The 21,667-nt window shown below is 59.2% G+C and carries 30 protein-coding genes; 24 read left to right on the top strand and 6 right to left on the bottom strand.

The window, feature by feature from the left end:
• From C4K38_RS17680 to C4K38_RS32340, 21 genes are all read left to right on the top strand, one after another.
• Entirely contained in the window at positions 1 to 1,032 is a 1,032-nt protein-coding gene (locus C4K38_RS17680; RefSeq protein WP_053279494.1) for a major capsid protein, read from the top strand.
• Between the two features lies 1 nt (position 1,033).
• A complete protein-coding gene (locus C4K38_RS32345; RefSeq protein WP_164487012.1) occupies positions 1,034 to 1,207 on the top strand; it encodes a hypothetical protein in 174 nt (57 codons plus the stop codon).
• Positions 1,208 to 1,209: 2 nt separating this feature from the next.
• The gene (locus C4K38_RS17675; RefSeq protein WP_009047517.1) at positions 1,210 to 1,530 is read left to right on the top strand and encodes a head-tail joining protein; all 321 of its coding nucleotides are present in this window, start codon (positions 1,210 to 1,212) and stop codon (positions 1,528 to 1,530) included.
• Positions 1,527 to 2,189 (top strand): hypothetical protein, encoded by a 663-nt coding sequence (locus tag C4K38_RS17670; RefSeq protein WP_053279493.1) that lies wholly within the window; start codon positions 1,527 to 1,529, stop codon positions 2,187 to 2,189. Before C4K38_RS17675 ends, C4K38_RS17670 begins: the two co-directional genes overlap by 4 nt.
• Positions 2,182 to 2,715, top strand: a complete 534-nt coding sequence (locus C4K38_RS17665; protein WP_053279492.1) for a hypothetical protein — start codon at positions 2,182 to 2,184, stop codon at positions 2,713 to 2,715. The genes C4K38_RS17670 and C4K38_RS17665 overlap by 8 nt, the downstream gene beginning before the upstream one ends.
• Positions 2,712 to 3,293 carry a phage baseplate assembly protein V gene (locus tag C4K38_RS17660; RefSeq protein ID WP_053279491.1) on the top strand — a complete coding sequence of 194 codons (582 nt, stop codon included), beginning with the start codon at positions 2,712 to 2,714 and terminating at the stop codon, positions 3,291 to 3,293. The genes C4K38_RS17665 and C4K38_RS17660 overlap by 4 nt, the downstream gene beginning before the upstream one ends.
• A 43-nt stretch (positions 3,294 to 3,336) precedes the next feature.
• Entirely contained in the window at positions 3,337 to 3,549 is a 213-nt protein-coding gene (locus C4K38_RS17655; protein WP_053279490.1) for a hypothetical protein, read from the top strand.
• Between the two features lie 2 nt (positions 3,550 to 3,551).
• Positions 3,552 to 3,878: a GPW/gp25 family protein gene (locus tag C4K38_RS17650; protein WP_009047523.1), complete on the top strand. Its 327-nt coding sequence runs from the start codon at positions 3,552 to 3,554 to the stop codon at positions 3,876 to 3,878.
• Positions 3,875 to 4,756, top strand: a complete 882-nt coding sequence (locus C4K38_RS17645; protein ID WP_053279489.1) for a baseplate assembly protein — start codon at positions 3,875 to 3,877, stop codon at positions 4,754 to 4,756. Before C4K38_RS17650 ends, C4K38_RS17645 begins: the two co-directional genes overlap by 4 nt.
• A 1-nt stretch (position 4,757) precedes the next feature.
• Positions 4,758 to 5,366: a phage tail protein I gene (locus tag C4K38_RS17640; RefSeq protein ID WP_053279488.1), complete on the top strand. Its 609-nt coding sequence runs from the start codon at positions 4,758 to 4,760 to the stop codon at positions 5,364 to 5,366.
• Entirely contained in the window at positions 5,359 to 6,918 is a 1,560-nt protein-coding gene (locus C4K38_RS17635) for a phage tail protein (protein WP_053279487.1), read from the top strand. Before C4K38_RS17640 ends, C4K38_RS17635 begins: the two co-directional genes overlap by 8 nt.
• Before the next feature lie 9 nt (positions 6,919 to 6,927).
• Positions 6,928 to 7,347, top strand: coding sequence for a phage tail assembly chaperone (locus C4K38_RS17630; protein WP_053279486.1), 420 nt, complete (start codon positions 6,928 to 6,930; stop codon positions 7,345 to 7,347).
• 98 nt (positions 7,348 to 7,445) lie between these two features.
• Complete coding sequence (locus C4K38_RS17625; protein ID WP_053279485.1) at positions 7,446 to 8,612, top strand: phage tail sheath subtilisin-like domain-containing protein; 1,167 nt, start codon at positions 7,446 to 7,448, stop codon at positions 8,610 to 8,612.
• A gap of 12 nt (positions 8,613 to 8,624) precedes the next feature.
• Entirely contained in the window at positions 8,625 to 9,134 is a 510-nt protein-coding gene (locus tag C4K38_RS17620; protein ID WP_053279484.1) for a phage major tail tube protein, read from the top strand.
• 27 nt (positions 9,135 to 9,161) lie between these two features.
• On the top strand, positions 9,162 to 9,458 hold the full coding sequence (locus C4K38_RS17615) for a phage tail assembly protein (protein WP_007928028.1): 297 nt from the start codon (positions 9,162 to 9,164) through the stop codon (positions 9,456 to 9,458).
• Between the two features lie 131 nt (positions 9,459 to 9,589).
• Complete coding sequence (locus C4K38_RS17610) at positions 9,590 to 12,133, top strand: phage tail tape measure protein (protein ID WP_053279483.1); 2,544 nt, start codon at positions 9,590 to 9,592, stop codon at positions 12,131 to 12,133.
• 9 nt (positions 12,134 to 12,142) lie between these two features.
• Positions 12,143 to 12,988 (top strand): phage tail protein, encoded by an 846-nt coding sequence (locus tag C4K38_RS17605; RefSeq protein WP_053279482.1) that lies wholly within the window; start codon positions 12,143 to 12,145, stop codon positions 12,986 to 12,988.
• A complete protein-coding gene (locus tag C4K38_RS17600; protein WP_053279481.1) occupies positions 12,963 to 13,169 on the top strand; it encodes a tail protein X in 207 nt (68 codons plus the stop codon). The genes C4K38_RS17605 and C4K38_RS17600 overlap by 26 nt, the downstream gene beginning before the upstream one ends.
• Positions 13,170 to 13,226: 57 nt before the next feature.
• Complete coding sequence (locus C4K38_RS17595) at positions 13,227 to 14,279, top strand: phage late control D family protein (protein ID WP_053279480.1); 1,053 nt, start codon at positions 13,227 to 13,229, stop codon at positions 14,277 to 14,279.
• A gap of 23 nt (positions 14,280 to 14,302) precedes the next feature.
• On the top strand, positions 14,303 to 14,854 hold the full coding sequence (locus tag C4K38_RS17590) for a glycoside hydrolase family 19 protein (RefSeq protein ID WP_053279479.1): 552 nt from the start codon (positions 14,303 to 14,305) through the stop codon (positions 14,852 to 14,854).
• A complete protein-coding gene (locus C4K38_RS32340; protein WP_053279478.1) occupies positions 14,854 to 15,396 on the top strand; it encodes a lysozyme in 543 nt (180 codons plus the stop codon). Before C4K38_RS17590 ends, C4K38_RS32340 begins: the two co-directional genes overlap by 1 nt.
• A 3-nt stretch (positions 15,397 to 15,399) precedes the next feature.
• On the opposite strand, the gene C4K38_RS17575 is transcribed toward C4K38_RS32340, so the two are convergent.
• Positions 15,400 to 16,038 (bottom strand): hypothetical protein, encoded by a 639-nt coding sequence (locus C4K38_RS17575; RefSeq protein WP_124345292.1) that lies wholly within the window; start codon positions 16,036 to 16,038, stop codon positions 15,400 to 15,402.
• A 75-nt stretch (positions 16,039 to 16,113) separates the two neighbouring features.
• Between C4K38_RS17575 and C4K38_RS17570 the strand changes: the two genes are divergently transcribed.
• Both C4K38_RS17570 and C4K38_RS17565 read left to right on the top strand, forming a co-directional pair.
• On the top strand, positions 16,114 to 16,908 hold the full coding sequence (locus C4K38_RS17570; protein WP_053279476.1) for a DNA adenine methylase: 795 nt from the start codon (positions 16,114 to 16,116) through the stop codon (positions 16,906 to 16,908).
• Positions 16,909 to 17,009: 101 nt separating this feature from the next.
• Positions 17,010 to 17,585, top strand: coding sequence for a hypothetical protein (locus C4K38_RS17565; protein WP_231998530.1), 576 nt, complete (start codon positions 17,010 to 17,012; stop codon positions 17,583 to 17,585).
• A 285-nt stretch (positions 17,586 to 17,870) separates the two neighbouring features.
• Here the strand turns inward: C4K38_RS17565 and C4K38_RS17560 are convergent, their stop codons facing one another.
• From C4K38_RS17560 to C4K38_RS17535, 5 genes are all read right to left on the bottom strand, one after another.
• Positions 17,871 to 18,209 (bottom strand): hypothetical protein, encoded by a 339-nt coding sequence (locus tag C4K38_RS17560; protein ID WP_053279474.1) that lies wholly within the window; start codon positions 18,207 to 18,209, stop codon positions 17,871 to 17,873.
• A gap of 95 nt (positions 18,210 to 18,304) precedes the next feature.
• On the bottom strand, positions 18,305 to 18,661 hold the full coding sequence (locus tag C4K38_RS17555; RefSeq protein WP_053279473.1) for a hypothetical protein: 357 nt from the start codon (positions 18,659 to 18,661) through the stop codon (positions 18,305 to 18,307).
• A 497-nt stretch (positions 18,662 to 19,158) separates the two neighbouring features.
• Positions 19,159 to 19,443: a HigA family addiction module antitoxin gene (locus tag C4K38_RS17550; protein WP_081001533.1), complete on the bottom strand. Its 285-nt coding sequence runs from the start codon at positions 19,441 to 19,443 to the stop codon at positions 19,159 to 19,161.
• 18 nt (positions 19,444 to 19,461) lie between these two features.
• Positions 19,462 to 19,740, bottom strand: coding sequence for a type II toxin-antitoxin system RelE/ParE family toxin (locus C4K38_RS17545; RefSeq protein ID WP_053279621.1), 279 nt, complete (start codon positions 19,738 to 19,740; stop codon positions 19,462 to 19,464).
• An 870-nt stretch (positions 19,741 to 20,610) separates the two neighbouring features.
• Positions 20,611 to 20,871, bottom strand: a complete 261-nt coding sequence (locus C4K38_RS17535; RefSeq protein WP_081001522.1) for a hypothetical protein — start codon at positions 20,869 to 20,871, stop codon at positions 20,611 to 20,613.
• A gap of 154 nt (positions 20,872 to 21,025) precedes the next feature.
• Here C4K38_RS17535 and C4K38_RS17530 point away from each other — a divergent pair, with 154 nt between their 5' ends.
• Positions 21,026 to 21,649, top strand: a complete 624-nt coding sequence (locus C4K38_RS17530; RefSeq protein ID WP_053279472.1) for a hypothetical protein — start codon at positions 21,026 to 21,028, stop codon at positions 21,647 to 21,649.
• The last annotated feature ends 18 nt before the right edge of the window (positions 21,650 to 21,667 follow it).

Raw genomic sequence — 21,667 nt, 5'->3', positions numbered from 1 at the left:
ATGACTGACATTTTCGACACCCTGACCATGCTGGAAGCCGTCGAGCAGATGGCGACGCCGCGGCGCTTCCTCATGAACACCTTCTTCAACGGCGGCGCTCCCGAGACCTTTGGCACCGAAACGGTCTCCATCGACATCGTGAAGGGCCAGCGCAAGATGGCGCCGTTCGTACACCCGACCCTGCCGGGCAGTGTGTCGCAGCGTACTGGCATCAATTCTTCGACCTATAAGCCGCCGTACATTCAGCCGAAGCGCGAAACCCGTGCCGAGTTGATCCTGAAGCGCGGTGCGGGCGAGAACCCATTCTCGACACGCACTCCGCTTGAGCGTGCCGGTGAGTTGCTCGGCCGTGACCTGGTGGACCTTGATGACGAGATCACTCGCCGCGAGGAGTGGATGTGCGCCCAAGCGCTGACTACCGGGCGTATCCGGGTGGTCGGCGACGGTGTGGATGACACCATCGACTTCCTTATGGAAGACACCCACAAAGTCACGCTTGTCGGCGGTCGTTGGAACACCGAGGGCTCTGACCCGATCGGCAATATGCGCCAGTGGCGCCGTCTGATCGCCAAGGACTCCGGTCGATCGGCAAACGTAGCTGTGTTGAGCGCCGAGGCGCAGGACGCCTTCCAGAGCAACGAGACGGTGCTGAAACAACTGAACAGCCGGCGCGTGGACATGGGCCTGATCAAGCCTGAGGAGCTGCCCGACGGGGTGACCTACCTCGGCTACCTCAACGATCCGGGCATCGATCTGTACGCCTATGACGAGTGGTACCTGGATGCAGCCGGCGACGAGCAGCCGGTCATTCCGGCGGGCGGCTTGATCCTGGGTTCCACCTCGACCCGCAACGCCATGCTCTACGCGGCCATTCAGGATCTGGAAGCCATCGAGAGCGGTCTGGTCGAAGCGGCGCGCTTCCCCAAGAGCTGGGTCACCCAGGAGCCGAGCGTGCGTTGGTTGAAGCTCCAGTCGGCTCCTCTGGCCGGCATGCTGGAACCGAATGCTTTCCTCTACGCGAAGGTGGTGTGACATGGCTGCGAAAACGGAATACGTAGTGGTGGACGGCTGTCTGCAGGACGGCGCCAAGGTGATTCGCCAAGGCGAGATCTACGACCCGCCCAGCAAGGAGGTCGCCGCGCTGTTGGTGGCCGAAGGCAAGATCTCTCGCCGCGGCCAACTGCCGAAAGATGATCAGGACGACTGACCGTGGCCTTCCGCGATCAGGTGGCGGGCATGGATGCTGCGCTACTGGAAGAGCTGGGTGATGAGGTCGAGATCGAGGGTTTCGACGAGCCGGTGAAGGGGTTCATGTCCGTGCCGTGGCAGCAGCCCAAGGTCGGCACGATCAACACTGGCCTTCGTCAACCTGTCTTCTCCGTGCGTGTGGGTGACGCCGCGGGCATCAAGGAAGGTCAGCAGCTGGTTTGCGATCTTGCGCCTGCGGATGGCGGTGGACGATACGTCATTGCCAAGCGTGACCCGGACGGCACGGGCTGGATCAATTTCGCTTTACGGGAGGTTCGATGAATGTCGGCAGCTATCACAAGCAGTCCTCCGACGCCGGCCTGATAACGCTGCAGGCGAACCCTCGACAAGTGAAGGGGTTCGAGCAGTTTGCCGGGCTGGTGCCCAAGGCGGTCAGCGCAGCCCAGCGTCGGGCGATCAACAAGACCTTGCGCTGGCTGCGCACCCACGTTGCCCGCTCAGTAGGTCAGCAGGAGCGCATTGCCATTGCGGCGGTGAGGCAGCGTCTGCGGGCCTACACGGTGGGCAGCAATGGGCAGGGCAGACTCTGGTTCGGCCTCAACCCGATTGAGGCCAGCCGGGCTGGCCGGGCCAGGCAGACCCGCGCAGGTGTCTCGGTGGCGGGGCGGCGATATCAGGGCGCGTTCTATCGGCAGGTCTACGGCGGCAGGCCGGATATCTGGATCCGCACGGCCAGCAAGCACTTTAGAGCAAGTGACTATCCCGAGAGCGAGGTTTCGAAAGCGGGTGGGGCCAGCTCGGGCTGGATTGCCGAGAACGAAAGTCGTTTCCCACTGGCCAAGGCCAAGATCTCGCTCGAGGAGGTGAGGCCTCACTTCGAGTCATGGACGAACAAGGCGCACCAGCGGTTGCTGGTGGTGATGGAGCAAGAGTTGAACTTCGAAATGCACAAACTCTTACGGAGAACCGGTAATGGATGATGATCCGATCCCTCTGGCGAGGGTGTACGCCGCGATGGAGGAGGCCATAGCTCAGGCCATTCCTGGCCTGCACTACGTGGGCACGATGCCAGGGATGCTTCAAGCCATCGCCGTCCCTGGGATTGTTCTGGAGCTTTCCGGGTTCGAGCCCGCTGACCATGACCCAGGCACGGGCGAAGTGGCGATCGAGGCGCGTTTCGAGGCACGGGCTATCGTCGGTGCCGAGCATGACGATCATCTGCACGTCGCGGCGTTTATCGCTGCTCAGTTGGCGGTGCTATTGCGTATGCAGACCTGGGGGCTTGAGGTTGAGCCGGCCCAGTTGGTGCGCGCTGAGCCCGACTGGAGCAGGCCAGAACTGGATGGTCTGGCTGCGTGGGTGGTCGAGTGGACCCAAGTCATCTACCTCGGTACGGAAGAGTGGCCATGGCCCGATCAGCCACCGGGCTCGATTGTCTGGGGCTTTGTTCCCGACACCGGCCCAGGCAGTGAAGGCAATTACCAGCCACCGGAGGCCATGGAGTGAGCTACGCATCTGCAATGCACGACCGCATGCTGGCCAGCCTGGTAATCCCTTGTCGGGTGGTCGCGGTCGACCTCGCCGCCGCCATGGTCCGGGTCTCGGACGGCGGCGACTGGACCAGCGCCTGGGTGCGTTGGCACAGCCAGGCGGCGGGTAAGGCGCGTCACTGGCGGGCACCGAGCCTGGGCGAGCAGGGCGCCTTGATCAGCCCCAGTGGCGAGCCCGCCCAGGGCACCTTCGTGCCCGGGCTGTACGGCAACGCCGGTGCCCAGCCGGACAACCGCGACCACGTCGAGACCTGGCGCTTCGACGATGGCGGCTCGCTGATCTACGACTGGCAGGCCAAGAGCTACAGCATTCAGTTGCCCAGCGGCACTGTGACCGTTCAGGTGGGCGCCTCGCAGGCGGTACTGACGGAGGAAGCCATCACGGCGAAGTCCAGCAGCATCAGCGCGCAGGCCGACACAATCACGTTGACTGGCCAAGTGACGATCAACGGTCCGCTCATGGTGACGGGCGACATCAACGGAGGTGGCCGGATCATCGACACCGCCGGCAACACGGCAAATCACAAACACTGACCAGAGCCCGCCCAGCGCGGGCTTTTTTATGCCTGGAGGTTCCATGGCCAAGACACAAAAAGAAGCCGGTGAGGTCTTCGAGTCCTTACCGCTACCCGAGGCGGTCACCTTCATTGACCAGGAGTACACCCGGCGCACGCTGGTCCTGCCCGATTGGCTGGTACTCGAGGTGGTACAGGGGCAAGTCACCCTCGCGGGCGATGATGCCCCTGGCTTGGCCTACATGCGCAACCGGCCCGACTTCAAGGAGGCCTGACCGTGATCGGCATGGATCGTCGAACGGGGCAGCCGGTCTCCGGCCTGGCGCACCTGCGGCAGTCCATCGAGGACATTCTCGGTACCACCGTCGGCAGCCGGCGGATGCGTCCGGAGTATGGGTGCCAGTTACGCCGCTACGTGGACTTGCCGGTGAACGAGGGTTGGAAGAGCGCGGTACAGGCCGAGGTTGCCCGTGCTCTGGGCCGGTGGGAGCCGCGGCTACGGCTGGAGCGTGTGCGCGTTGTGGCCGTTGTCGATGGGCAGATCAGCTTGCAACTGACTGGCGAGTACCTGGGTGACAGCGCAGTGATGGAGGTGAGTGTATGAGCGCAGTGGACTTATCGCAGCTCCCGCCGCCGCAGGTGTTGGAAGGCCTGAATTTCGAAAGGTTGTACGAAGAGGAGCTGCAGCGGTTCCGCGAGTACATGGGGGACAAGTGGGATGCGTTTCTCGAGAGTGACCCGATTACCAAGCTCCTCGAGCTGAGCGCGTTTCGCCGGATGCAGAACCGTGCGCGGGTCAACGATGCTGCGAAGTCTCTGCTACTGGCCTATGCAACGAAGGCCGACCTCGACCAGCTGGCCGCCAATGTGAATCTGCAGCGGCTGGTGGTGCAGGCTGAGGACTTGAACGCGGTGCCTCCGGTGGAACAGGTTCTCGAGGCCGACGATGCCCTGCGGGAGCGCGTACAACTGGTGTATGAGGGGCTGACCACCGCCGGCCCGCGAAACAGCTACATCCTGCATGCGCGCAATGCTTCGGGTCGTGTGGCAGACGCCACAGCAGAGAGCCCGGCCCCGGCCGAAGTGGTCGTGACAGTGCTGGATCTGGATGGCACGGGCCTGCCTTCCCCGGATTTGCTGGAGGCGGTGCGGGTGTATTTGAGTGATGACAATGTGCGCCCTGTAGCCGACCGGCTCACTGTTCAGGCTGCTGAGATCCTGCCGTACCGGGTGGACGCTGTCGTGTACATGTCGGGCACTGGACCTGAGAACGAAGCCATCCTGGCTGAATGCAAGGAGCGCCTCGAGGCATGGGTGAATCCACGGCGCCGGTTGGGGCAAGAGGTGGCGCGGTCAGGGGTGGATGCTCAGTTGCATATCGCCGGCGTCCGTCGGGTAGAGTTGATGGGTTGGTCGGATATCCGCCCGACCAAAGCGCAGGCGGCCTGGTGTGAGGACATCAGCGTGACGCGAGGTGGCTGACATGAAAAGCCTGCTGCCATTGAACAGCACCCTATTGGAACGGGGTGTTGAAGCCGCCACGGAAGAAGTGACCGAGATCCCGCTTCGGACACTGTGCAACCCCGACACCTGTCCGGTTCATCTGTTGCCGTACCTGGCCTGGGCCTGGTCGGTTGACAGGTGGGACCCGAGCTGGACCGAGCCGGTCAAGCGGGCGGCGATCAAGGCCTCGTATTACATCCATGCGCATAAAGGCACCACCGGGGCTCTGCGGCGTGTGGTCGAGCCGCTGGGTTATCTGATCGAAATCATCGAGTGGTTCAACACCGTGCCCGAAGGCGTGCCTGGAACCTTTGCTCTCAAGGTCGGTGTGCTTGAGACCGGAATCACCGAAGAAATGTATCAGGAGCTGGAGCGCCTGATAGACGACGCCAAACCCGTCAGCAGGCACCTAACCGGCCTCGCAATCAGCCTCGAAACTCAAGGGGCTTTGAACATCAGTGTCGCCGTGTACGAAGGCGATGAAATCGACGTTTACCCGCCTGTCATGCGTGACATTGAAGTCACCGGCTCTTTCGGCGTGGTCGGTCGCGAACACTCCATAGATACCCTGGACGTTTATTATGATTGATGCGAATTCGCAGTTTTTCGCCATCCTCACGAACGTGGGTATGGCCAAACAGGCGAACGCCGACGCGCTCGGCATTCCCTGGAAAATTACAGATATGGGGGTTGGGGATGCCAACGATACCGACCCGATCCCCAGCGCAGCGCAAACCCGGCTGATCAACGAGTGGCGCCGCCGGCCGCTGAATCAGCTCAGGGTTGACCCGGTTAACCCGGCGGTGATTATTGCCGAGCAGATTATCCCGGCGGACGAGGGCGGGCATTGGATTCGCGAAATCGGTCTGTATGACGCTGACGGGGATCTGGTGGCGGTGGCCAACTGTGCGCCGAGCTTCAAGCCTGTGCTGTCGCAAGGTTCTGGTCGTACTCAAGTCGTGCGGATGAACTTTATCGTTTCCAGCACTGGCAATATCACGCTGAAGATTGACCCGGCGGTGGTACTGGCGACTCGCGATTGGGTTATGGAGTGGGTCAGGGAAGAACTGTACAAGCTCGACAGCAAGCAGTCGGTGCGAGTGGCCACCACGGCCAATATCGCGTTGGCTGGGCTTCAGACCATCGACGGCATCGCCCTGGCGGCGGGCGACCGGGTACTGGTGAAGAGCCAGACCGTGGCCAAGGATAACGGACTGTATGTTGCGGCGGCGGGTGCCTGGGCTCGGGCGGCGGATGCTGACGCCAGTTCCAAGGTTACTTCGGCCCTGATTGTATCTGTCGAGCAGGGCACGACCCTGGCCGACACGCGCTGGCAGCTGGTGACAGACGGGGCGATCGTTCTCGGCTCGACTGCTCTGGTGTTTCAGAACATCACTCAAGGCTTCGCACCGATCAACTCGCCGGCGCTGATCAACCCGACGGCCAATACGCCGCCGCAGTTCGATAATTCGAAGGCGCTTGCGACAACAGAATTTTTTGCGCGTGGGCTCGGTAGCTATCGTGGCGGCACCGGCATTTCAGCAAGTCGGATGTTGACTGCCGACGATATCGGTATGCGGCTGGAGTTGGCGGCCGGCGTCACAGTGACAATGCCACCGACCGCCTCCGTCCCGAACGGTGCGGCAGTGCTGATATCGGCCGGGCCACAGTCCACAACCTCGCGAGTGACTGTTGCCGCAGGGGACGAACTGGCGATGAGCAACATGGCCGTAACAGTTCCGTACACGCTCGCGCCGGGCGGGGACTTTATTGCGATACGCGAGGCGAATGTATGGCGCTGTCATCTCGGTAGCGAAACTCTGCGGAGCGCATCTGTATTTGCCGCGACACTTGGATACAACGCTAATCAAGTGTTGCCATCCGGCTGGATATTTAAAATCGGGCACGGATCAACAGATGGAGTGACAGGAGTGGTGTCTGTAACGTTTCCTGTCGCATTTCCTAACGCCTGCATGTATGTGGGGGCCATCTATACCGGGGCCCTTTCTCCGAGCCATCCGTCACTTTGTCAGACCGGAGTTCCGACCCGTTCAGGGTTTGCGGGCTACTTAACCAATGTTGTCAGTAATAGCGCTGGTTCTACAGCAGGCGGTTTCAACTGGCTAGCCATCGGCTACTGAGGGGAAGATATGTACGCTAAATGGATTCCCGAAGATGGTCGGTTTGCGTTCGATGAAACTGATAACGGGGGTATCGAGATAACCGCCGAAGAGCATGCAGCACTCTTTGAACGGGTGGAGGGGGGCAAGACCATAGGCATTGGGGCCGATGGCCGGCCGGAGTTGCAAGACCCGCCATTGCCCTCGGCAGATGAGTTAGCGCTCGTTGAGCGTTCCTGGCGAGACAAGCAGCTGTCTGAAACTGACGGAGTTGTGACGCGTCATCGCGATGAGCTTGAAGAGGGAGTCGCAACCACGCTTACAGCGGGCCGGTACGCGGCACTCCAGGCTTACCGCCGGGCTCTGCGTAATTGGCCTGAGGCGGGTGAGTTCCCCTTGATCGAGCATCGCCCGCCCGCACCCGAATGGCTGGCTGACCAGCTCCAATAAACGCCCTGCACTGACGAGGCGTTTTCATTTCCGCCATTTGAAATCATCACCCACCAAAGCCTCGCTCATGCGGGGCTTTTTCGTATCTGGAGACTCTAATGAGTGGCTTCTTTCACGGCGTTACCGTAACGAACGTCGATACCGGAGCGCGCACCATCGCGCTGCCGTCGTCATCGATCATTGGCCTGGTCGACACCTTCACCCCTGGCCCTGACGCCAAGGCCAAAGCGAATGACCTGGTGATGATCACCAGTGAGCGCGAAGCGATCGCGGCGTTCGGCCAGAATGCCGCGATCACCAAGGCTTGCCGGGCGATTTACACACGAGCCAAGGCAGTCATCGTAGCCTGCGGCGTGGACAAGCTGGCCGATCCTGCGGAGCAAGTCTCGGCGATCATCGGTGGCACGAAAGCTGATGGCACCCGCACCGGCCTGCAGGCACTGCTGGACGGCAAGAGCCGATTCAACGCCCAGCCGCGGTTGCTGGTGACACCGAAGTACAGCGCGACCCAAGCCGTGGGCACCGCGCTGGTGGCCTTGGCCGACAAGCTGCGCGGCCTCGCTATCCTCGACGGCCCGAACACCACCGACGAAGCGGCCATCGCTTATGCCGGCGAGTTCGGGGCCAAGAGGGCCTTTCTGGTCGATCCCGGTGTGCAGTACTGGGACACGGAAACCAGCGCAACAGTCAATGCGCCCAGCTCGGCCTATGTCGCCGGCCTGTTCGCCTGGACCGACAGCGAGTACGGGTTCTGGGCCTCGCCGTCGAACAAGGAGTTTGTTGGCATCACCGGTACAACGCGCCCGGTCGAGTTCCTCGACGGTGACGAGACGTGCCGGGCAAACCTGCTGAACAACGCGAACGTGACGACCATTATCCGCGACGACGGCTACCGCCTGTGGGGCAACCGCACCCTGTCGAGTGATCCGAAGTGGGCCTTCGTCACCCGCGTGCGGACCATGGACATCGTCATGGACGCGATTCTCTACGGCCACAAATGGGCCGTCGACCGCTCGATCACTGCCACCTACGTCAAGGACGTCACCGAGGGTCTGCAGGCGTTCATGCGCGACCTGAAGAACCAGGGCGCGATCATCAACTTCGAGGTCTTCGCAGACCCCGAGCTGAACACGACCAGCCAGCTGGCGCAGGGCAAGGTGTACTGGAACATTCGCTTCACAGACGTCCCGCCTGCCGAAAACCCCAACTTCCGCGTCGAGGTCACCGACCAGTGGCTGACCGAAGTCCTCGACGCCGCCGCATAAGGAGCAAACCTCATGGCAATGATTCCCGAAACGTTGGCCAACATGAACCTGTTCGTCGACGGCATCAGTTTCCAGGGCGACGTGCCCAGCCTGACGCCGCCCAAGCTCACACTGAAGATGGAAGAGCATCGGGCCGGCGGTATGGACATGCCGGTGGAGCTGGACCAGGGCATGGAAAAGCAGGAGGCCGGCTTCACCACCACCGGCGTGCGCCGCGAGTCGCTGAAGTTCTTCGGTTTGGCTGATGGCACCGCCTTCAACGGCACTTTCCGCGGGGCCTACAAGGGCCTCAAAGGCAAGGTCACCCCGGTCATCGTCACCCTACGCGGGGCGTTGAAAGAGGTCGACATGGGCGACTGGAAGTCGGGCGACAAGGCCGAGATCAAGCACAACGTCGCAGTGACCTACTACAAGCTCGAGGTCGACGGACGCGTGGTCTACGAGATCGATGCCTTGGGCATGAAACGGATCATCAACGGCGTCGACCAGCTCGCCGCGCAACGCCAGGCTCTGGGCCTGTAACCCATCATAGACAAGGACAATACTCCCATGACCAAGAAAATCCCCGCTTTCCTGCAGGTCGACGTCGACCGCGTAACCGTCAAGTTGAGCAAGCCGACCGAGTGCAATGGTGTCACGGTCGACACGCTGACCCTGCGGGCGCCGACTGTTCGAGATATCCGTGCTGCCCAGGTCACCGCCGATGGTGATGATGAGCAGCGTGAACTGAATCTGTTCGCCTCGCTGGCCGAAGTCAGTGTGAAGGATCTCGAAGGGTTGGCACTGAAGGACTACACCCGTCTACAGGCCGGCTATTTTCGTCTGGTGCAAGACGACGAGCTTTGACCCGCAGACCCAGAAGCAGCTGGCCAAACGGCTGGCTGCGGAGCTGGGCTTCTCGGCAGCAGAGATCTCGGTGATGTCCTGGATGGACATCGTCTGGTGGCTCACGGATTGAGCCTGCAGGAGTGTAGCGCATGGCAAAGTTGGCGATAGCGCTGGAAATCGGCGGTGCCGTTGCAGCATCGCTTGGTGCGGCATTCGGCACGGCCCAGGGACATATCAAGAAGCTCGAGGACAAGGGCAACCGGGCCAAGGTGTTGAAGAACACCATCGGCGAAACGATCAAGCTCAGGGACGAATGGAAGAAGGCCCATGACAGCGGGTCGGCAGCGGCATCCGGTCTGCTGCGTCGCCTGGAAGGCAATCTCGATGCCCTGAAGAAACAGGGCGTCGAGGTCGGGCGCCTGGCTCGGGAGTACCAGCGCCTCGGGCGCGAAGCGAAAGCTGCAGATCTGCAGCAGAAGGGACGGCAGCAGATCGATGCGGGCAAGTCTTCGCTGAAGTCAAACATCGGCGCCGCGGTTGTCGGCGTTGGCATGGCCGCGGTCCCGACGAAGATCAGTGCGGATTACCAGGCCGTGATCCGTGACATTGCGATCAAGGCCGACGTGGCCAACAAGCCCGAGGAGGCTCAGCTGACCAGGACGGTCATCGATACGGCCAAGGACACGGGCATGTCGCGCAACGACGTTGCTGACTTGGTTAACCAACTCGTCGGTGCCGGTATGGAGCTGGACAAGGCGCTGGCCTATGCCCCTACCGCAGCCAAGTTCGCGGTCGGGCAGGGCGCCAGTGGCGTGGATACGGCATCGATGATCATGGCGCTGCAGCAGAACGCCAAGATCACCGACCCCAAGGTCATGCAGCAGGCGCTCGAGGCCATCGCGTACCAGGGCCAGGCGGGTAGCTTTGAGGCCAGTGACATGGCGCGCTGGTTTCCGCAGCTGTTGGCCGGCATGGAGAAGAGCGGCAGCACAGGGCTAGAGGCGGTGACGTCTTTGGGTTCGATGCTGCAGGTGCAGATGAAAACTGCCGGCAGCTCGGATGAAGCGGCGAACAACTTCAAAAACTGGATCGAGAAGATTGGGTCTGGCGAGGTAGTCGATGCCTACAAAAAGGCTGGCATCGACTACCAGGCCTCGCTGAACACCGGCATCCAGAAGGGCATGTCGACGATCGAGTCGTCGATGTCCCTGGCACTGAAGTATGTCGAAGCCACGGACCCGGCCAAGGCGAAAAAGATCAAGGATGCCCAAGCCGGAATCAGCAAGGAAGCTGACCCGGAGAAGGCCAGGGCTGCCCTGGATGCGCTGGAGAAATCCCTGCGTACCGGCGACTTGTTCGCGGACATGCAGGTCAAGGCGGCGCTCACGGCCTACGCGCAGAACAGGGGCCTGTACACCCAGCTCAAGAACGACTCGACCAAGGCCACCGGGATTCTGGATAAGAACCTGGCCGAGCGCCGCGAGACGTCGTCGCAGATCTGGAAAGAGACGTTGCAGTCGGTCGATGACAGCATGCGCAGTGTCGGCGACGCCATCCGGCCGGTGACGGACAAGCTCGGGCAGGGCATCAACTTTGTGGCACGCAAACTGACGGAGCTGTCGGACAAGGCGCCGGGCGTAGTGATGGGCATTGCCGGCATCACTGCTGGTATCGGTGCGCTGCTCACCCTGTACAGCACGGCGAAGATCGGGCGCGGGGCCTGGAACGTCATGCGCGGCCAACGCTTGGGACGCGGTGCTGCTGGCGGTGGTGGCGTTCCTCAGACCGGCAACAAGGCGATGGATGCTGGCCTTGGTGTGCTTGGCAAAGTGTTTGGTGGAGCTGCTGTAAACGATGCCGGTGGCGTGCTCAGTAATGAGCCGCAACGAGTCTTCGTCGTCAATGCCAGGGATCTCGGCGGGCTGGGCTCGTCGGCAGGAGCTCCAGAGCCAGGCGGAAGGCGCCGCCGTCGGCGCCGACGAGGTCGCGTTGGTGGAGCGGCTGTATCGGCTGTGGCGAGCATGGCTCCGGCCGCGACGCAGGTCGGACGAATGGGGCGGGTGCTGGGTACCGTTGGCAAGGCTTCCAAGTTCGTTGGCAAATTGCCGGGCGGGAAGGTGCTCGATGCGGGTATGACCTTTGTCGACACGGCCCTCAACGCGAAAACCCAGGACGAGAAAGCCGAAGGCTACGGCACCGCGGCGGGCGGTTTGGCCGGTGCTCTGGCTGGCGGTGCTGTAGGAGCGGCGATTGGCTCAGTCGTGCCGATCATCGGTACCGCCATCGGTGGTGCCATTGGTGCGGCCTTCGGCGGTATGGGCGGGGAGGGCATAGGTGGTTGGCTCGGCAAGAAGCTGTTCGGCGAGGACGAGCAGTTGGCCAAGGCCAACACCGACAAGGGCGCGGCGCCTGGTGACGTGGCTCGCTCGATTGCAGCTGCAGCGCCGGCACCGACAGCTCCGGTAGTCGCCCAGGCGCTCGAGCCGGCCAAGCCCAAGTCTGAACCGCCGAAGGTCGACCAGCAGTTCTCCTACATGCCGAATATGCCGATCACCGTTCAGGGTGATGCCAAGGATCCGCAACAGTTGTTCCGCTCGCTCGAAGGGCTCATCCGCAATAGCTGGGATACCTGGTCGCGGGAGAACCTCGCACGGCAGGCGTCTGGTCAATTGTTCGATGAACCCCATGTCTAAGGAGGTCCTATGGCCTACAGGGAGTCAATGCAGTCGACGCTCTCGTCGTTGATTGCCGCGGGGGAGGCTGGCCGTACCAGCCTCGACGGCATGCTCGGGCCGTTGACCGGCGCCGTCAGTGATATGACGGGTGCTGCTGCCGAGCTGGAGGGCTTGCCGATCATTGGCCCGGCCCTCGGCCAGAAGCTGCAGCGCACGATGCGGGCGATCAACGCAGCCCAGTCCACCGTGGGCCGGGTCGCTTCCACCTACAGCCAGGTGGTCAGTGGCGCCGCGGCGGTGCAGAACCGTCTCGGCTTGCTGAAGGAACAGGCCGGCAAGGCGTCGGCAGCAATCAACCGGATAGCCGGCCAGGTTAGCCCGTCGTTGGCCAACATCCTGCCGACCAGCGCGCTTGCGTCGCCGGCAACGCCGGCGGCTGAGGCGATCAAACCCTTCCCGCACCTGCTGATCCTACAGCCGCTCGATGCCAAGCTGCAGCCGTACTACTTCAATCTGGACACCGCTGCGTTCGACGAGTTGCGACGGCAAACGGCAGCGCGCTGGGCCGGCCAGGAGCGCCTGACGCGGGATATCGCGCAACAGGCGGTGGGGCAGGGCGAGGACAAGATGACGCTGAAGGGAGTGATCTATCCCGGCTTCAAGGGGGGGATCAAGCAGCTGGACACCCTTCGTGCCATCGCCCGCCGGCTGCAGCCCGTCAGCCTGGTTACGGGCTATGGCGACGTACTTGGCACTTGGTGCCTGCTGAGCGTCGATGAAGAGCAGGGCGCGCTATTGGCTGGCGGCATCCCACGCAAACAGGGTTTCTCACTGGAGTTCGTGAAGTATGGCAATGACATGCAGAACGTCTGAGGGGGATCTGCTCGACACCCTGTGCTACCAGCACTACGGACACCTTAACGGCACTGTCGAGTTGGTGCTGCAGGAGAATCCGGGGCTGGCCGATGAGCCGCAGCCTTACCGCACCGGGGTGGTGATCGTGCTGCCCGACCTTGCTGCACCATCAATCGAAACCATCGAGCTGTGGGGGTAACCCCCCAGCCCTCAACGAGCCCCGCCCAGTGCGGGGCTCTTTCATTCTGGAGTGCATATGCAACCTACCTTTCGCATCGTCGCTGATGGCGCGGACATCACGGCGCTGATCAATGATCGGTTGTTGCTGCTGAGAACAACCGACAAACCTGGGATGGACTCCGACGAGTTCGAGCTGCGGATCGATGACCGCGATGCCGCGGTCGCCTTGCCTGCTCGAGGCGCACGGATCGAGGTCTACCTGGGCTATGGCGTGCAGGCGCAGGCCCGCCTTGGGCAGTACACCGTCGACGAGATCGAGGTCTCCGCGCCGCCGCGCACGATGGTGATCCGCGGCAAGGCCAGTGACATGCGTGGCAGCGGCAAGACCACGCGCAGCGGCTCGTGGGAAGGCGTGCCGCTGTCGCAGATCGTCCGCGATGTTGCCGCCCGCAACGGCTGGGCACCGGCCTGCCCCGTGCAGACAAAGGTCGACCGAGTCGACCAGCGTAACGAGTCCGACTTCAACTTCATCACCCGCCTGGCCAAGCAATACGACTGCACCGCGAAAGTCGCCGACGGCAAGCTGCTGGTCCTGCCCCGTGAAGCCAGCCAGAGTGCCAGCGGCAAGGCCATTGAGGTGGTCACCATCACGCCGGCGGACGTGAGCCGGTGGCAGTTCCGCCTCGGGGATCGCAGCGCACAGAAGTCCGTGAAGACCCAGTACCAGGACAAGAAGACCGGGAAGTTGGTGGTGGTCGAGCTGGGTAATGACGATGCCCCCTCGGGGCTGCCGGGCGTGCACACCGATCGACATATCTACCCGAACAAGTCAGCAGCCGAGCAGGCGGCCAAAGCCAAGCTCGCGGCGTTCAACCGCACCACTGCCAGTGTGCGCTTGCAGATGCCCGGGCGCACCGATCTGTTCGCCGAGCGCTTGATCAACGCCCAGGGTTTCAAGCTGGGGCTGGATGGCCAGTACCTGGTCGACAGCGTCGAGCAGACCTTCGATGCCTCCGGCTGGTCGACCGCGGTGGAGTGCAACGGCGGCAAGAAGGGCAAGGCAAAGGCCAAGGGTAAGAAAAAGAAATCCGACAAGCCACTGAAGGTGGTCGATGTGAAACCGGCCTGAGTGGCCACAGCAGGAGATTCAAGATGACTGTCACTCTCAAGCAACTGCAACAGATCCTCCCCAACGCCGGCACCCAAGCCGGCGTTTTTCTTCCTGTACTGAACGCGACGATGGTGAAGTGGGGCATCGTCACCCCGTTGCGCAAGCGTGCGTTCCTGGCCCAGGTCGGCCATGAGTCTGGCCAGCTGCGCTACGTCCGCGAGCTGGGCGGCGATCAGTACCTGGCCAAGTACGACACCGGCAAGCTCGCTGCGCGGCTGGGCAACACGCTCGAAGCCGACGGAGACGGCCAAAAGTATCGCGGTCGTGGCCTGATCCAAGTGACCGGTCGTGCCAACTACCAGCGTTGCGGCGAAGCGCTGGGTCTTGATCTGCTCAACCATCCCGAATTGCTCGAGCGTCCGGAGCACGCTGCCGACTCGGCTGGTTGGTTCTGGCACCTGGCCGGCCTCAACTCGCTGGCCGACAAGGGGCCGTCGGCGTTCGAGGCGATCACCCGGCGGATCAACGGTGGACTCAACGGTTTGGATGATCGTCTGGCGATCTACAAGCGCGCCGAGCAGGTGCTGATCTGATGTCCCTGGGCTGGAGATGGGGCGTGCTGGCCCTGGTGTTCGGGGCGGCAGTAGGTGCTCGCGTTGCTTGGGTGTGGCAGACCGATGAGCTTGCCAAGCAGGCGGCGGAGTATGAGCGGCAGCTCGCTGCGAAAGACCTGGCGCATGGGCGCGAGCGTGAACAGGCCGCAGAGGCAGCGCTGGGGCAGGCGGCGAAACACCAGGCGCAGCGACTCGACTTGGAGGATCGCCTGCAGGCTCAAGACAAAACACATTGGAGGGAGATGAACGATGCTCAACAAGCCCAGGTTCGCTTGCGTGATCGGCTGGCTACTGCTGATCTGCGGCTGTCAGTCCTACTCGACGCCGGAACCGCTGCCGCCCAGGGTGGTGACGGTGGGATGCGAGCGCCCGCCGTCACCGGAGGCCTGGTGGATGGAGCCCTACGTGCCCAGCTTGACCCAGCGCATGCTCGAAGAGTTATCGCCATCACCGACGAAGGCGATCGGGGACTGATCGCGTTGAAGGCCTGTCAAGCTTATGTGTCTACTCTGATACGTTAACCCCTATTTTTTCACGTCCAACTTCAAAGGGTTTCTGTAAGTAGGGCGCTCGGTTCGCTGTATTATTTCATCTTTTAGAAATGATATTGCACAGCTGAAAATAGAGACCATAACTATCATCCAGTAGAGCATTGCGTGCTGAGCTGGGGTGGGTGTAGTGATTTCTTTCGGCAATATCAAAATTCCGATTGCTACACCAACACCAGTTCTCAAAATGGTTTGGAAACCAGTTCCTGCTTCTGCAATGATCTTGTGAATAAAGTTGAAGGAATTCTTGCTCCGGTCGGAACTGAAGCGAACCCCATATTTTATTATGAGTAAAGATGCATACGGCACCAGCATCCATCCAAAATAGTCAATCAACGGGCCGATAGCTAGAAGTCCAGACACCATCTCATCCAGTGATTTCGAATTGTGACTGAAGAGGTATATAGGAAGTGTTCCTAGCAGAGCTGCTAAAGATAGCTCTGTTGGAAGTTTGCTAATTAGCTTCAGAGTGTCCTCTTTAAAGTTACTGGCCCTTTTGCCCATATCCGCTCCTTGAGGATTCGCTATGTAGATCGTCATAAAGGGGCGAGCCGTCTGGATGCGCCAACATCCAGCCCGGCCCGCCGAACCCGCAGACCCTTCCTGCAAGTCCAACCGCGGCCCCTGCCTTGTGCACAAAGCGCGGCGAGCCTATCACCTGTTTATCCATACAGTAAAGACTTGCAAACAATGACCTCTCCTATCATCCCCTGGATGGGTGGCAAACGCCGCCTAGCCGACCGCTTGATCCCTCTCTTTCCCCCTCACGAATGCTATGTCGAAGTCTTCGCCGGCGGTGCCGCGTTGTTCTTCATGCGCCCCCAGCCTGCCCCGGTGGAAGTGCTCAATGATCTCAACGGCGACCTGGTGACGCTGTACCGGGTGGTGCAGAACCATCTGGAAGAGTTCGTCCGCCAGTTCAAATGGGCGCTCAGCTCCCGCCAGATCTTCGAGTGGCAGAAAATGACCCGCCCTGAGACGCTGACTGATATCCAGCGAGCGGCCCGGTTCTTCTACCTGCAGCAGCATGCCTTTGGTGGCAAGGTCACTGGCCAGACGTTCGGTACCGCAACCACAGGTCCGGCCATCAACCTGCTGCGCATCGAGGAGAACCTCTCGACGGCTTGGCAGCGCCTCGCCGGCACCTATGTCGAGAACCTGTCCTGGCTCGACTGCGCCGAACGCTATGATCGAGCGCACACGTTCTTCTACATGGACCCACCATACTGGCAGACCGCCGGCTACGGGCTCGACTTCCCGTTCGAGGAGTACGAGCGCATGGCTGACTTCATGCGGCGCTGCAAGGGCAGGGTGATGGTCAGCATCAACGATCACCCGGACATCCGGCAGGTGTTCGAAGGGTTCCACTTCGAGACCCTGGATATCCGCTACACCAACACGAACCAGCGGCAAGGTAAGGCCGAGGTCACCGGCGAATTGGTGATCATGAACTGGGAGCCGGCTGATTTGGGTGGGTTGTTCTAGGGCGCCGTCTTTGTTGCTTGAGGCTGCATCTTGTAGGATGCGGTCTCTCGGGTATGAGAACCTGGGGTTTATGGATAAATACAGGCCGCGAAGTAGGGAATATGAAAAAAGTTCAAAGGTCCGCGATTGTTGGGTTGTGTCTCGCTGCTGCTATTTCTGGACTGTCAGGGTGTAATGATCCTGGATATAAGGTTACTGGCGATAATAAAAAGGAACTCGATCAGTACTCGGCGAATCGAGAGGGGGCAATCGCATACTTGCTGAAGACCACGGCCTATGTCGGCGAGATAAAGGCAATGAAGTCGCTTCCAGTTGGCGCCGCCTTACCCACGCAGCATAAGAAAATGCTTGATCTGCGCGCTGAAGGTGATGCGTTGGGCGATATGTTTTCGCCGCTATCCTACTGCCGCGGAGCGGGTTATAAGGCCCAAGAATACTGGTCTGTGGTCGCGGGGAACATCCGAACAGAAACGCCAGAGGATGCTTTGGCAGCTTACGTCGAGGAAGCCCAGAATTGTCAGGATCAAATCGACAACGGTCCGAAGCCTAAAACGTATATAGAAACTGACATTGATAAAAAGCCTCCTGTGGATGGCTGCCTGAAAATTATCTCGTTGGGCTCCGAAGAAAAGGTTCAAAGTTGGAGCTGTTCAACCGAGTTGCTTTCTAAGAAATAACTTCTCTCTCTAAACGTTGGCTAAAAACGCCCTGGGGATTCCCATGGCGTTTTTCGTTATTGTGGTGCTTTCATTCGATGACTGCTTCGAGAATGTCTGGGGGGGCGAGGTGCTCTCACGAGATTGGTTATATAGGTGGCTAAGTGATCCCGATTCAGCGAGGCTGTCTCCGGCTCGCGTTGATGAGGTGGTGCGAAAAAAGACGCTCAGCCCCAGTATTCATGGGCTTGAGCGCCTTTTTTCGTTAATGCTCCAGTACAATCGGAGTAGGGGACGTCAAAACGTTTACTCCCTTTTGATGCGATCCCATTCTCGCGCGTACTGCTCAGTTTCATTCACGCAGTTTTCGCAGAGGACACTGCCGTAATATCCTGCTTGTTCCAGTGCTGCCGCCAGATCTTTGCCCTCGAGGACCACTGTGCACTCATTATGATAGCCGCCTGGATCTTCCACTCCTTCGCATGCTCTTTGAAGATGAGGGTTAAGTACTGCCTTCTGTGCTGCGCTTAGATGATCAAACCCTTTGTCCACAGCAAGCTTGGCAATCCCGCTAACCTTAGCGTCTTCTTGATCAAGATCGCCATTGCTAAGCAGTTGCTTCAGTACCTCAATCTCTTCGCTCATTGATCCTCCAGGTTCCTCGGTTCTAATGACTCTTGCTCCTACCGGTTGGTGGTGACAGCAAGAGGGACACAAGTAATTGCCCAGACAAATTCAAATTAGCCCCGTGTGGAGAGTTGCAACCCTTCGCCCCACTGTATGATTTCGTTCGTCCACGCGAGGACAAGGCAAAGACCTAGGTTTCTAATGCCCCATTTACGATTTTCGTCTCCAGCATAACCATTATAAATTTGATTAATTTTTTCTTCGTAGAAATCTTCAAAGTCTCCATAGGCTCTACTTTCTAAGTAGATGCTCAGGTCGATGTCTGTGCCGCATTTTTCCTTAATGAAGCGCAGTAATCTCTGCGACTCAATTGCGTTATGCACGTCGGAGATTGTGATGTCGTTATATTTTCCGGAGTCAATCAGGCTATTGATTTGTAGGATTAAGCCCGTAAGTGCTGTTACTTCCATGTGCTCTCCATGTCGGCATGTTTAGACAAAAGCAACTTTGAGAAAAATGGCTGCTGTCGCTTGGTTTCCATTCTGAGATTACTAACTTGAAAGCAGTATGTCTACGCTCGTTGGGGGCGTTGACAGGGTACATTTGATGGCTGCGGAGGGAGGGGGGGATGCTGATACCTAGGCATTGGTAGGAATGAACGGGTTCAGTTTCTCGGGCAAATTTAAGGCATTCTGCGGGGTCGCATTGGGCCATTTCTGGCTGACGCGAAGGTGCGGATTCACCGTAAATATTATGGCCCGATGCGGCTTGTGTGAGTGATCAGCTGGATTCAAATCCCTGCTCGACGCAAACCGTTGTTCCTTGTGAGACGATGACTCAGCATTAGCGTGGGGGGAGGTGGGCGCGATCAGTTGTGGAAGATATTCTGCCGTTGAGTTGCTCGTAAACGGCTAGCGAGGCCTCAAGAAACTGTCAGCCCAGGCTCCGCAAGGGCTGACAGAGAAATCTAAGGTATCTCCAGTGGAGTGATTGCAGGGTGGTCGCGATTTGCCGCCTGCCATAAGTCATAGGCGGACTGCATTGCCAACCACTGCCGGCCATTACTTATTCCCGCCATCTCTAAGCGTACAGCCATCTCTGCACTTATAGCCGTATGACCATGAAGGACAGTAGAAAAGTGAGTCCGCGAATATCCGAGATGTTCCGCCAGATCGCTGATACTCATTTTCAGCGTTGGAAGTACGTCTTCGCGAAGAATTTCCCCAGGGTGGGGCGGATTGTGCATAAGCATAGTCATTACCCTCCTGTGCTAGTGGTAGTCGCAATAATCAACAAGCTCTATATCTGAGCCAATGAAGCGGAAAATTACCCGCCAGTTTCCTGATACTGTGACCGACCAGAACCCTGCCATGTTCCCTTTGAGGGGGTGCAGGTTGAATCCAGGAATATCCATATCGGCTGGTTTGATAGCGACGGCCAGGGCGCCGAGGATTCGTTTAAGCCGAGCAGCATGCTGAGCTTGAATGCCTCGGGTCGACTCTGTCTGGAAAAAGTCCCGAAGGCCTTTGTGCTGGAAGGTCGTTATCATGAGGGGAGTGTAGGGTGGCACCATACACCCTGCAAGCTAGCGCCCATTGATTGTCGCTATGGATATTGACGGTTCTCTGGACGTTTCAGAATGGGGGGCTGACCTACTGGTTCGTTTGGATTGGGGCGGCTTTTTAGATTTAGGGCGTTCCAATCCCTCATCGGAATCACCGATGAAGGCGACCAAGGACTGATCTCATTTCAGGCATGCCAAGCATATGTGTGGGTATTGGGGATGTAGCCAGCCCCTTTTACGAGCCAAGCAAACGGGGCAGCGGTTAGGGCAAATTTAGGGCAAACGCGGGGCCGAAATAGGCCGCGACAGCCCGTTGGCACTGTCTTCTGACCCAGCAAATACAGGCCTATTGCGTCCTGCCGAGTCCTTCGGTCGGGTTCGAATCCCTATCCATGCCTCCATCTATCATTGGATCGATTGAACTGGTTCATCTCTTGGCGCGGGGTTGAGCTGGGCGTTTGTAGGATGGCGACTGTCACTGGGTTCTTAGCCGCTAGGAACGCCTACGAAATCAGTTCCGCAATCAAAACCATGACCTGCGTAGACCGTGGGTCCCAGCCTTTCTAAAGAATGGCACTTGCGGAACGGATTTCTCATTAACTTATTGAAAGTATTGAGATTTTATCTGGATTGCAAATCCGCCTACGCCGGTTCGATTCCGACCTCGGCCTCCAAACTGAAAAGCCCGTAGATCAACGATCTACGGGCTTTTTTATTGGTTGGAGGAAATCATCGTTTCCGAATGTTGTGGCTATCGGGCGGGCTTTACGATCACTCTCACGCGCCGATAAATCTTCTTGGTGACGGCTTCTTTCGAGTGCCCACAAGAGGAAGTCCCGTAAGTATCAGTAGCAGTTAGTAGTTGTATTTCTTCCAGGGAATTTGCGAAGGGTGAAGTCCTGCAAGGAATTTGGCCAGATCTGGTCGACCGTGATAGCGGAAGGTTCCCCGAGCATCTTGTGACGCAAGAACAACGGGCACACCTGGAAAGTGTGGCTGGAACGCTTCGCGTGCTGCGTTAGCTGCGCTGGTGGATGAGGTGTGGTGATGCTTGACGATCACCACCGCAAAGGTCTGCCCTTGCTCTCGAATTAACGCACCTTCAAAACTACTCATGCTGACCTCCTAGGCCATAAGCGCGCCGAAATTAGCGCAATCCCAGTCCTTGGGCTTACAGGCAAAGGACCGGGAAATCCATTGTGTGTGGCAGGAGGCTACTATCCGGCGGGATAGGGGCGTTACTGGGGATTCGTACAGGTGGTGTGATCTAATGGTGGTAGTGCAGAACGGCATTTATGATGCTGATCCCCATCTTTCAGGGCGACACCAATTGAGATTTTTCACCGCGCTCATCCCCTTCACAATTCTGGCGATATCGATTGGCCTTGGGTTTTTCAAGGGCAACTGGTTCTTAGAGTTCGGTATGGTCATCGTGGCCATCTCTGCTCTTACCTCAATCGTCTTGGCATACTGCGGCGGGAAGAAAGCAGCCCTGGCAGAGAAAGTGAACTTTGATTCTTATTTGCCCGACATCGATGAGACGGAGTCGCACTCCTTCAAGTTCACAGCAGGAATGATGGGGGGAGATCCACGAAATCCAGCTAAGCATCTTCAAGACCAGATTGATGAAATCAAAAAAGTAGCGGCCATGGATGAGAAGGTCTTTAGGCAAGGCCTTAGATTCGCCGAGTCGCGCATTAATATCTGCTTGGCACAGATCAGGTATCACGAAGAGGTGACGCTCCCCAAAATCCTTGGGCAGGGTTCTGGCGTGATCATCCTTTCGTCTGCCCTCACTATCATCGGATCTGCCTATCTGGCCTTCCCGGTATGGCTGTACAACACCTTCTCATTGGTGGCGAATGTTCTTAGGGGCATGTTTCCAGTGGTTTAACACCCAAGAGCTCAGCCC

Source organism: Pseudomonas chlororaphis subsp. piscium, assembly GCF_003850345.1.
In the GTDB taxonomy this organism is placed as follows: Bacteria; Pseudomonadota; Gammaproteobacteria; order Pseudomonadales; family Pseudomonadaceae; genus Aquipseudomonas; species Aquipseudomonas piscium.
Note: the sequence above shows the minus strand (reverse complement) of the source record. Positions and strands in the feature narration are given on the sequence as shown.

Excerpts from the sequence above, each read along its gene's own strand:
- C4K38_RS17680 (WP_053279494.1), top strand. The coding sequence starts at position 1 with ATGACTGACATTTTCGACACCCTGACCATGCTGGAAGCCGTCGAGCAG.
- C4K38_RS32345 (WP_164487012.1), top strand. The coding sequence starts at position 1,034 with ATGGCTGCGAAAACGGAATACGTAGTGGTGGACGGCTGTCTGCAGGAC.
- C4K38_RS17670 (WP_053279493.1), top strand. The coding sequence starts at position 1,527 with ATGAATGTCGGCAGCTATCACAAGCAGTCCTCCGACGCCGGCCTGATA.
- C4K38_RS17665 (WP_053279492.1), top strand. The coding sequence starts at position 2,182 with ATGGATGATGATCCGATCCCTCTGGCGAGGGTGTACGCCGCGATGGAG.
- C4K38_RS17655 (WP_053279490.1), top strand. The coding sequence starts at position 3,337 with ATGGCCAAGACACAAAAAGAAGCCGGTGAGGTCTTCGAGTCCTTACCG.
- C4K38_RS17645 (WP_053279489.1), top strand. The coding sequence starts at position 3,875 with ATGAGCGCAGTGGACTTATCGCAGCTCCCGCCGCCGCAGGTGTTGGAA.
- C4K38_RS17640 (WP_053279488.1), top strand. The coding sequence starts at position 4,758 with ATGAAAAGCCTGCTGCCATTGAACAGCACCCTATTGGAACGGGGTGTT.
- C4K38_RS17635 (WP_053279487.1), top strand. The coding sequence starts at position 5,359 with ATGATTGATGCGAATTCGCAGTTTTTCGCCATCCTCACGAACGTGGGT.
- C4K38_RS17630 (WP_053279486.1), top strand. The coding sequence starts at position 6,928 with ATGTACGCTAAATGGATTCCCGAAGATGGTCGGTTTGCGTTCGATGAA.
- C4K38_RS17625 (WP_053279485.1), top strand. The coding sequence starts at position 7,446 with ATGAGTGGCTTCTTTCACGGCGTTACCGTAACGAACGTCGATACCGGA.
- C4K38_RS17620 (WP_053279484.1), top strand. The coding sequence starts at position 8,625 with ATGGCAATGATTCCCGAAACGTTGGCCAACATGAACCTGTTCGTCGAC.
- C4K38_RS17615 (WP_007928028.1), top strand. The coding sequence starts at position 9,162 with ATGACCAAGAAAATCCCCGCTTTCCTGCAGGTCGACGTCGACCGCGTA.
- C4K38_RS17610 (WP_053279483.1), top strand. The coding sequence starts at position 9,590 with ATGGCAAAGTTGGCGATAGCGCTGGAAATCGGCGGTGCCGTTGCAGCA.
- C4K38_RS17605 (WP_053279482.1), top strand. The coding sequence starts at position 12,143 with ATGGCCTACAGGGAGTCAATGCAGTCGACGCTCTCGTCGTTGATTGCC.
- C4K38_RS17600 (WP_053279481.1), top strand. The coding sequence starts at position 12,963 with ATGGCAATGACATGCAGAACGTCTGAGGGGGATCTGCTCGACACCCTG.
- C4K38_RS17595 (WP_053279480.1), top strand. The coding sequence starts at position 13,227 with ATGCAACCTACCTTTCGCATCGTCGCTGATGGCGCGGACATCACGGCG.
- C4K38_RS17590 (WP_053279479.1), top strand. The coding sequence starts at position 14,303 with ATGACTGTCACTCTCAAGCAACTGCAACAGATCCTCCCCAACGCCGGC.
- C4K38_RS32340 (WP_053279478.1), top strand. The coding sequence starts at position 14,854 with ATGTCCCTGGGCTGGAGATGGGGCGTGCTGGCCCTGGTGTTCGGGGCG.
- C4K38_RS17570 (WP_053279476.1), top strand. The coding sequence starts at position 16,114 with ATGACCTCTCCTATCATCCCCTGGATGGGTGGCAAACGCCGCCTAGCC.
- C4K38_RS17565 (WP_231998530.1), top strand. The coding sequence starts at position 17,010 with ATGAAAAAAGTTCAAAGGTCCGCGATTGTTGGGTTGTGTCTCGCTGCT.
- C4K38_RS17560 (WP_053279474.1), bottom strand. The coding sequence starts at position 18,209 with ATGAGCGAAGAGATTGAGGTACTGAAGCAACTGCTTAGCAATGGCGAT.
- C4K38_RS17555 (WP_053279473.1), bottom strand. The coding sequence starts at position 18,661 with ATGGAAGTAACAGCACTTACGGGCTTAATCCTACAAATCAATAGCCTG.
- C4K38_RS17550 (WP_081001533.1), bottom strand. The coding sequence starts at position 19,443 with ATGCTTATGCACAATCCGCCCCACCCTGGGGAAATTCTTCGCGAAGAC.
- C4K38_RS17545 (WP_053279621.1), bottom strand. The coding sequence starts at position 19,740 with ATGATAACGACCTTCCAGCACAAAGGCCTTCGGGACTTTTTCCAGACA.
- C4K38_RS17535 (WP_081001522.1), bottom strand. The coding sequence starts at position 20,871 with ATGAGTAGTTTTGAAGGTGCGTTAATTCGAGAGCAAGGGCAGACCTTT.
- C4K38_RS17530 (WP_053279472.1), top strand. The coding sequence starts at position 21,026 with ATGGTGGTAGTGCAGAACGGCATTTATGATGCTGATCCCCATCTTTCA.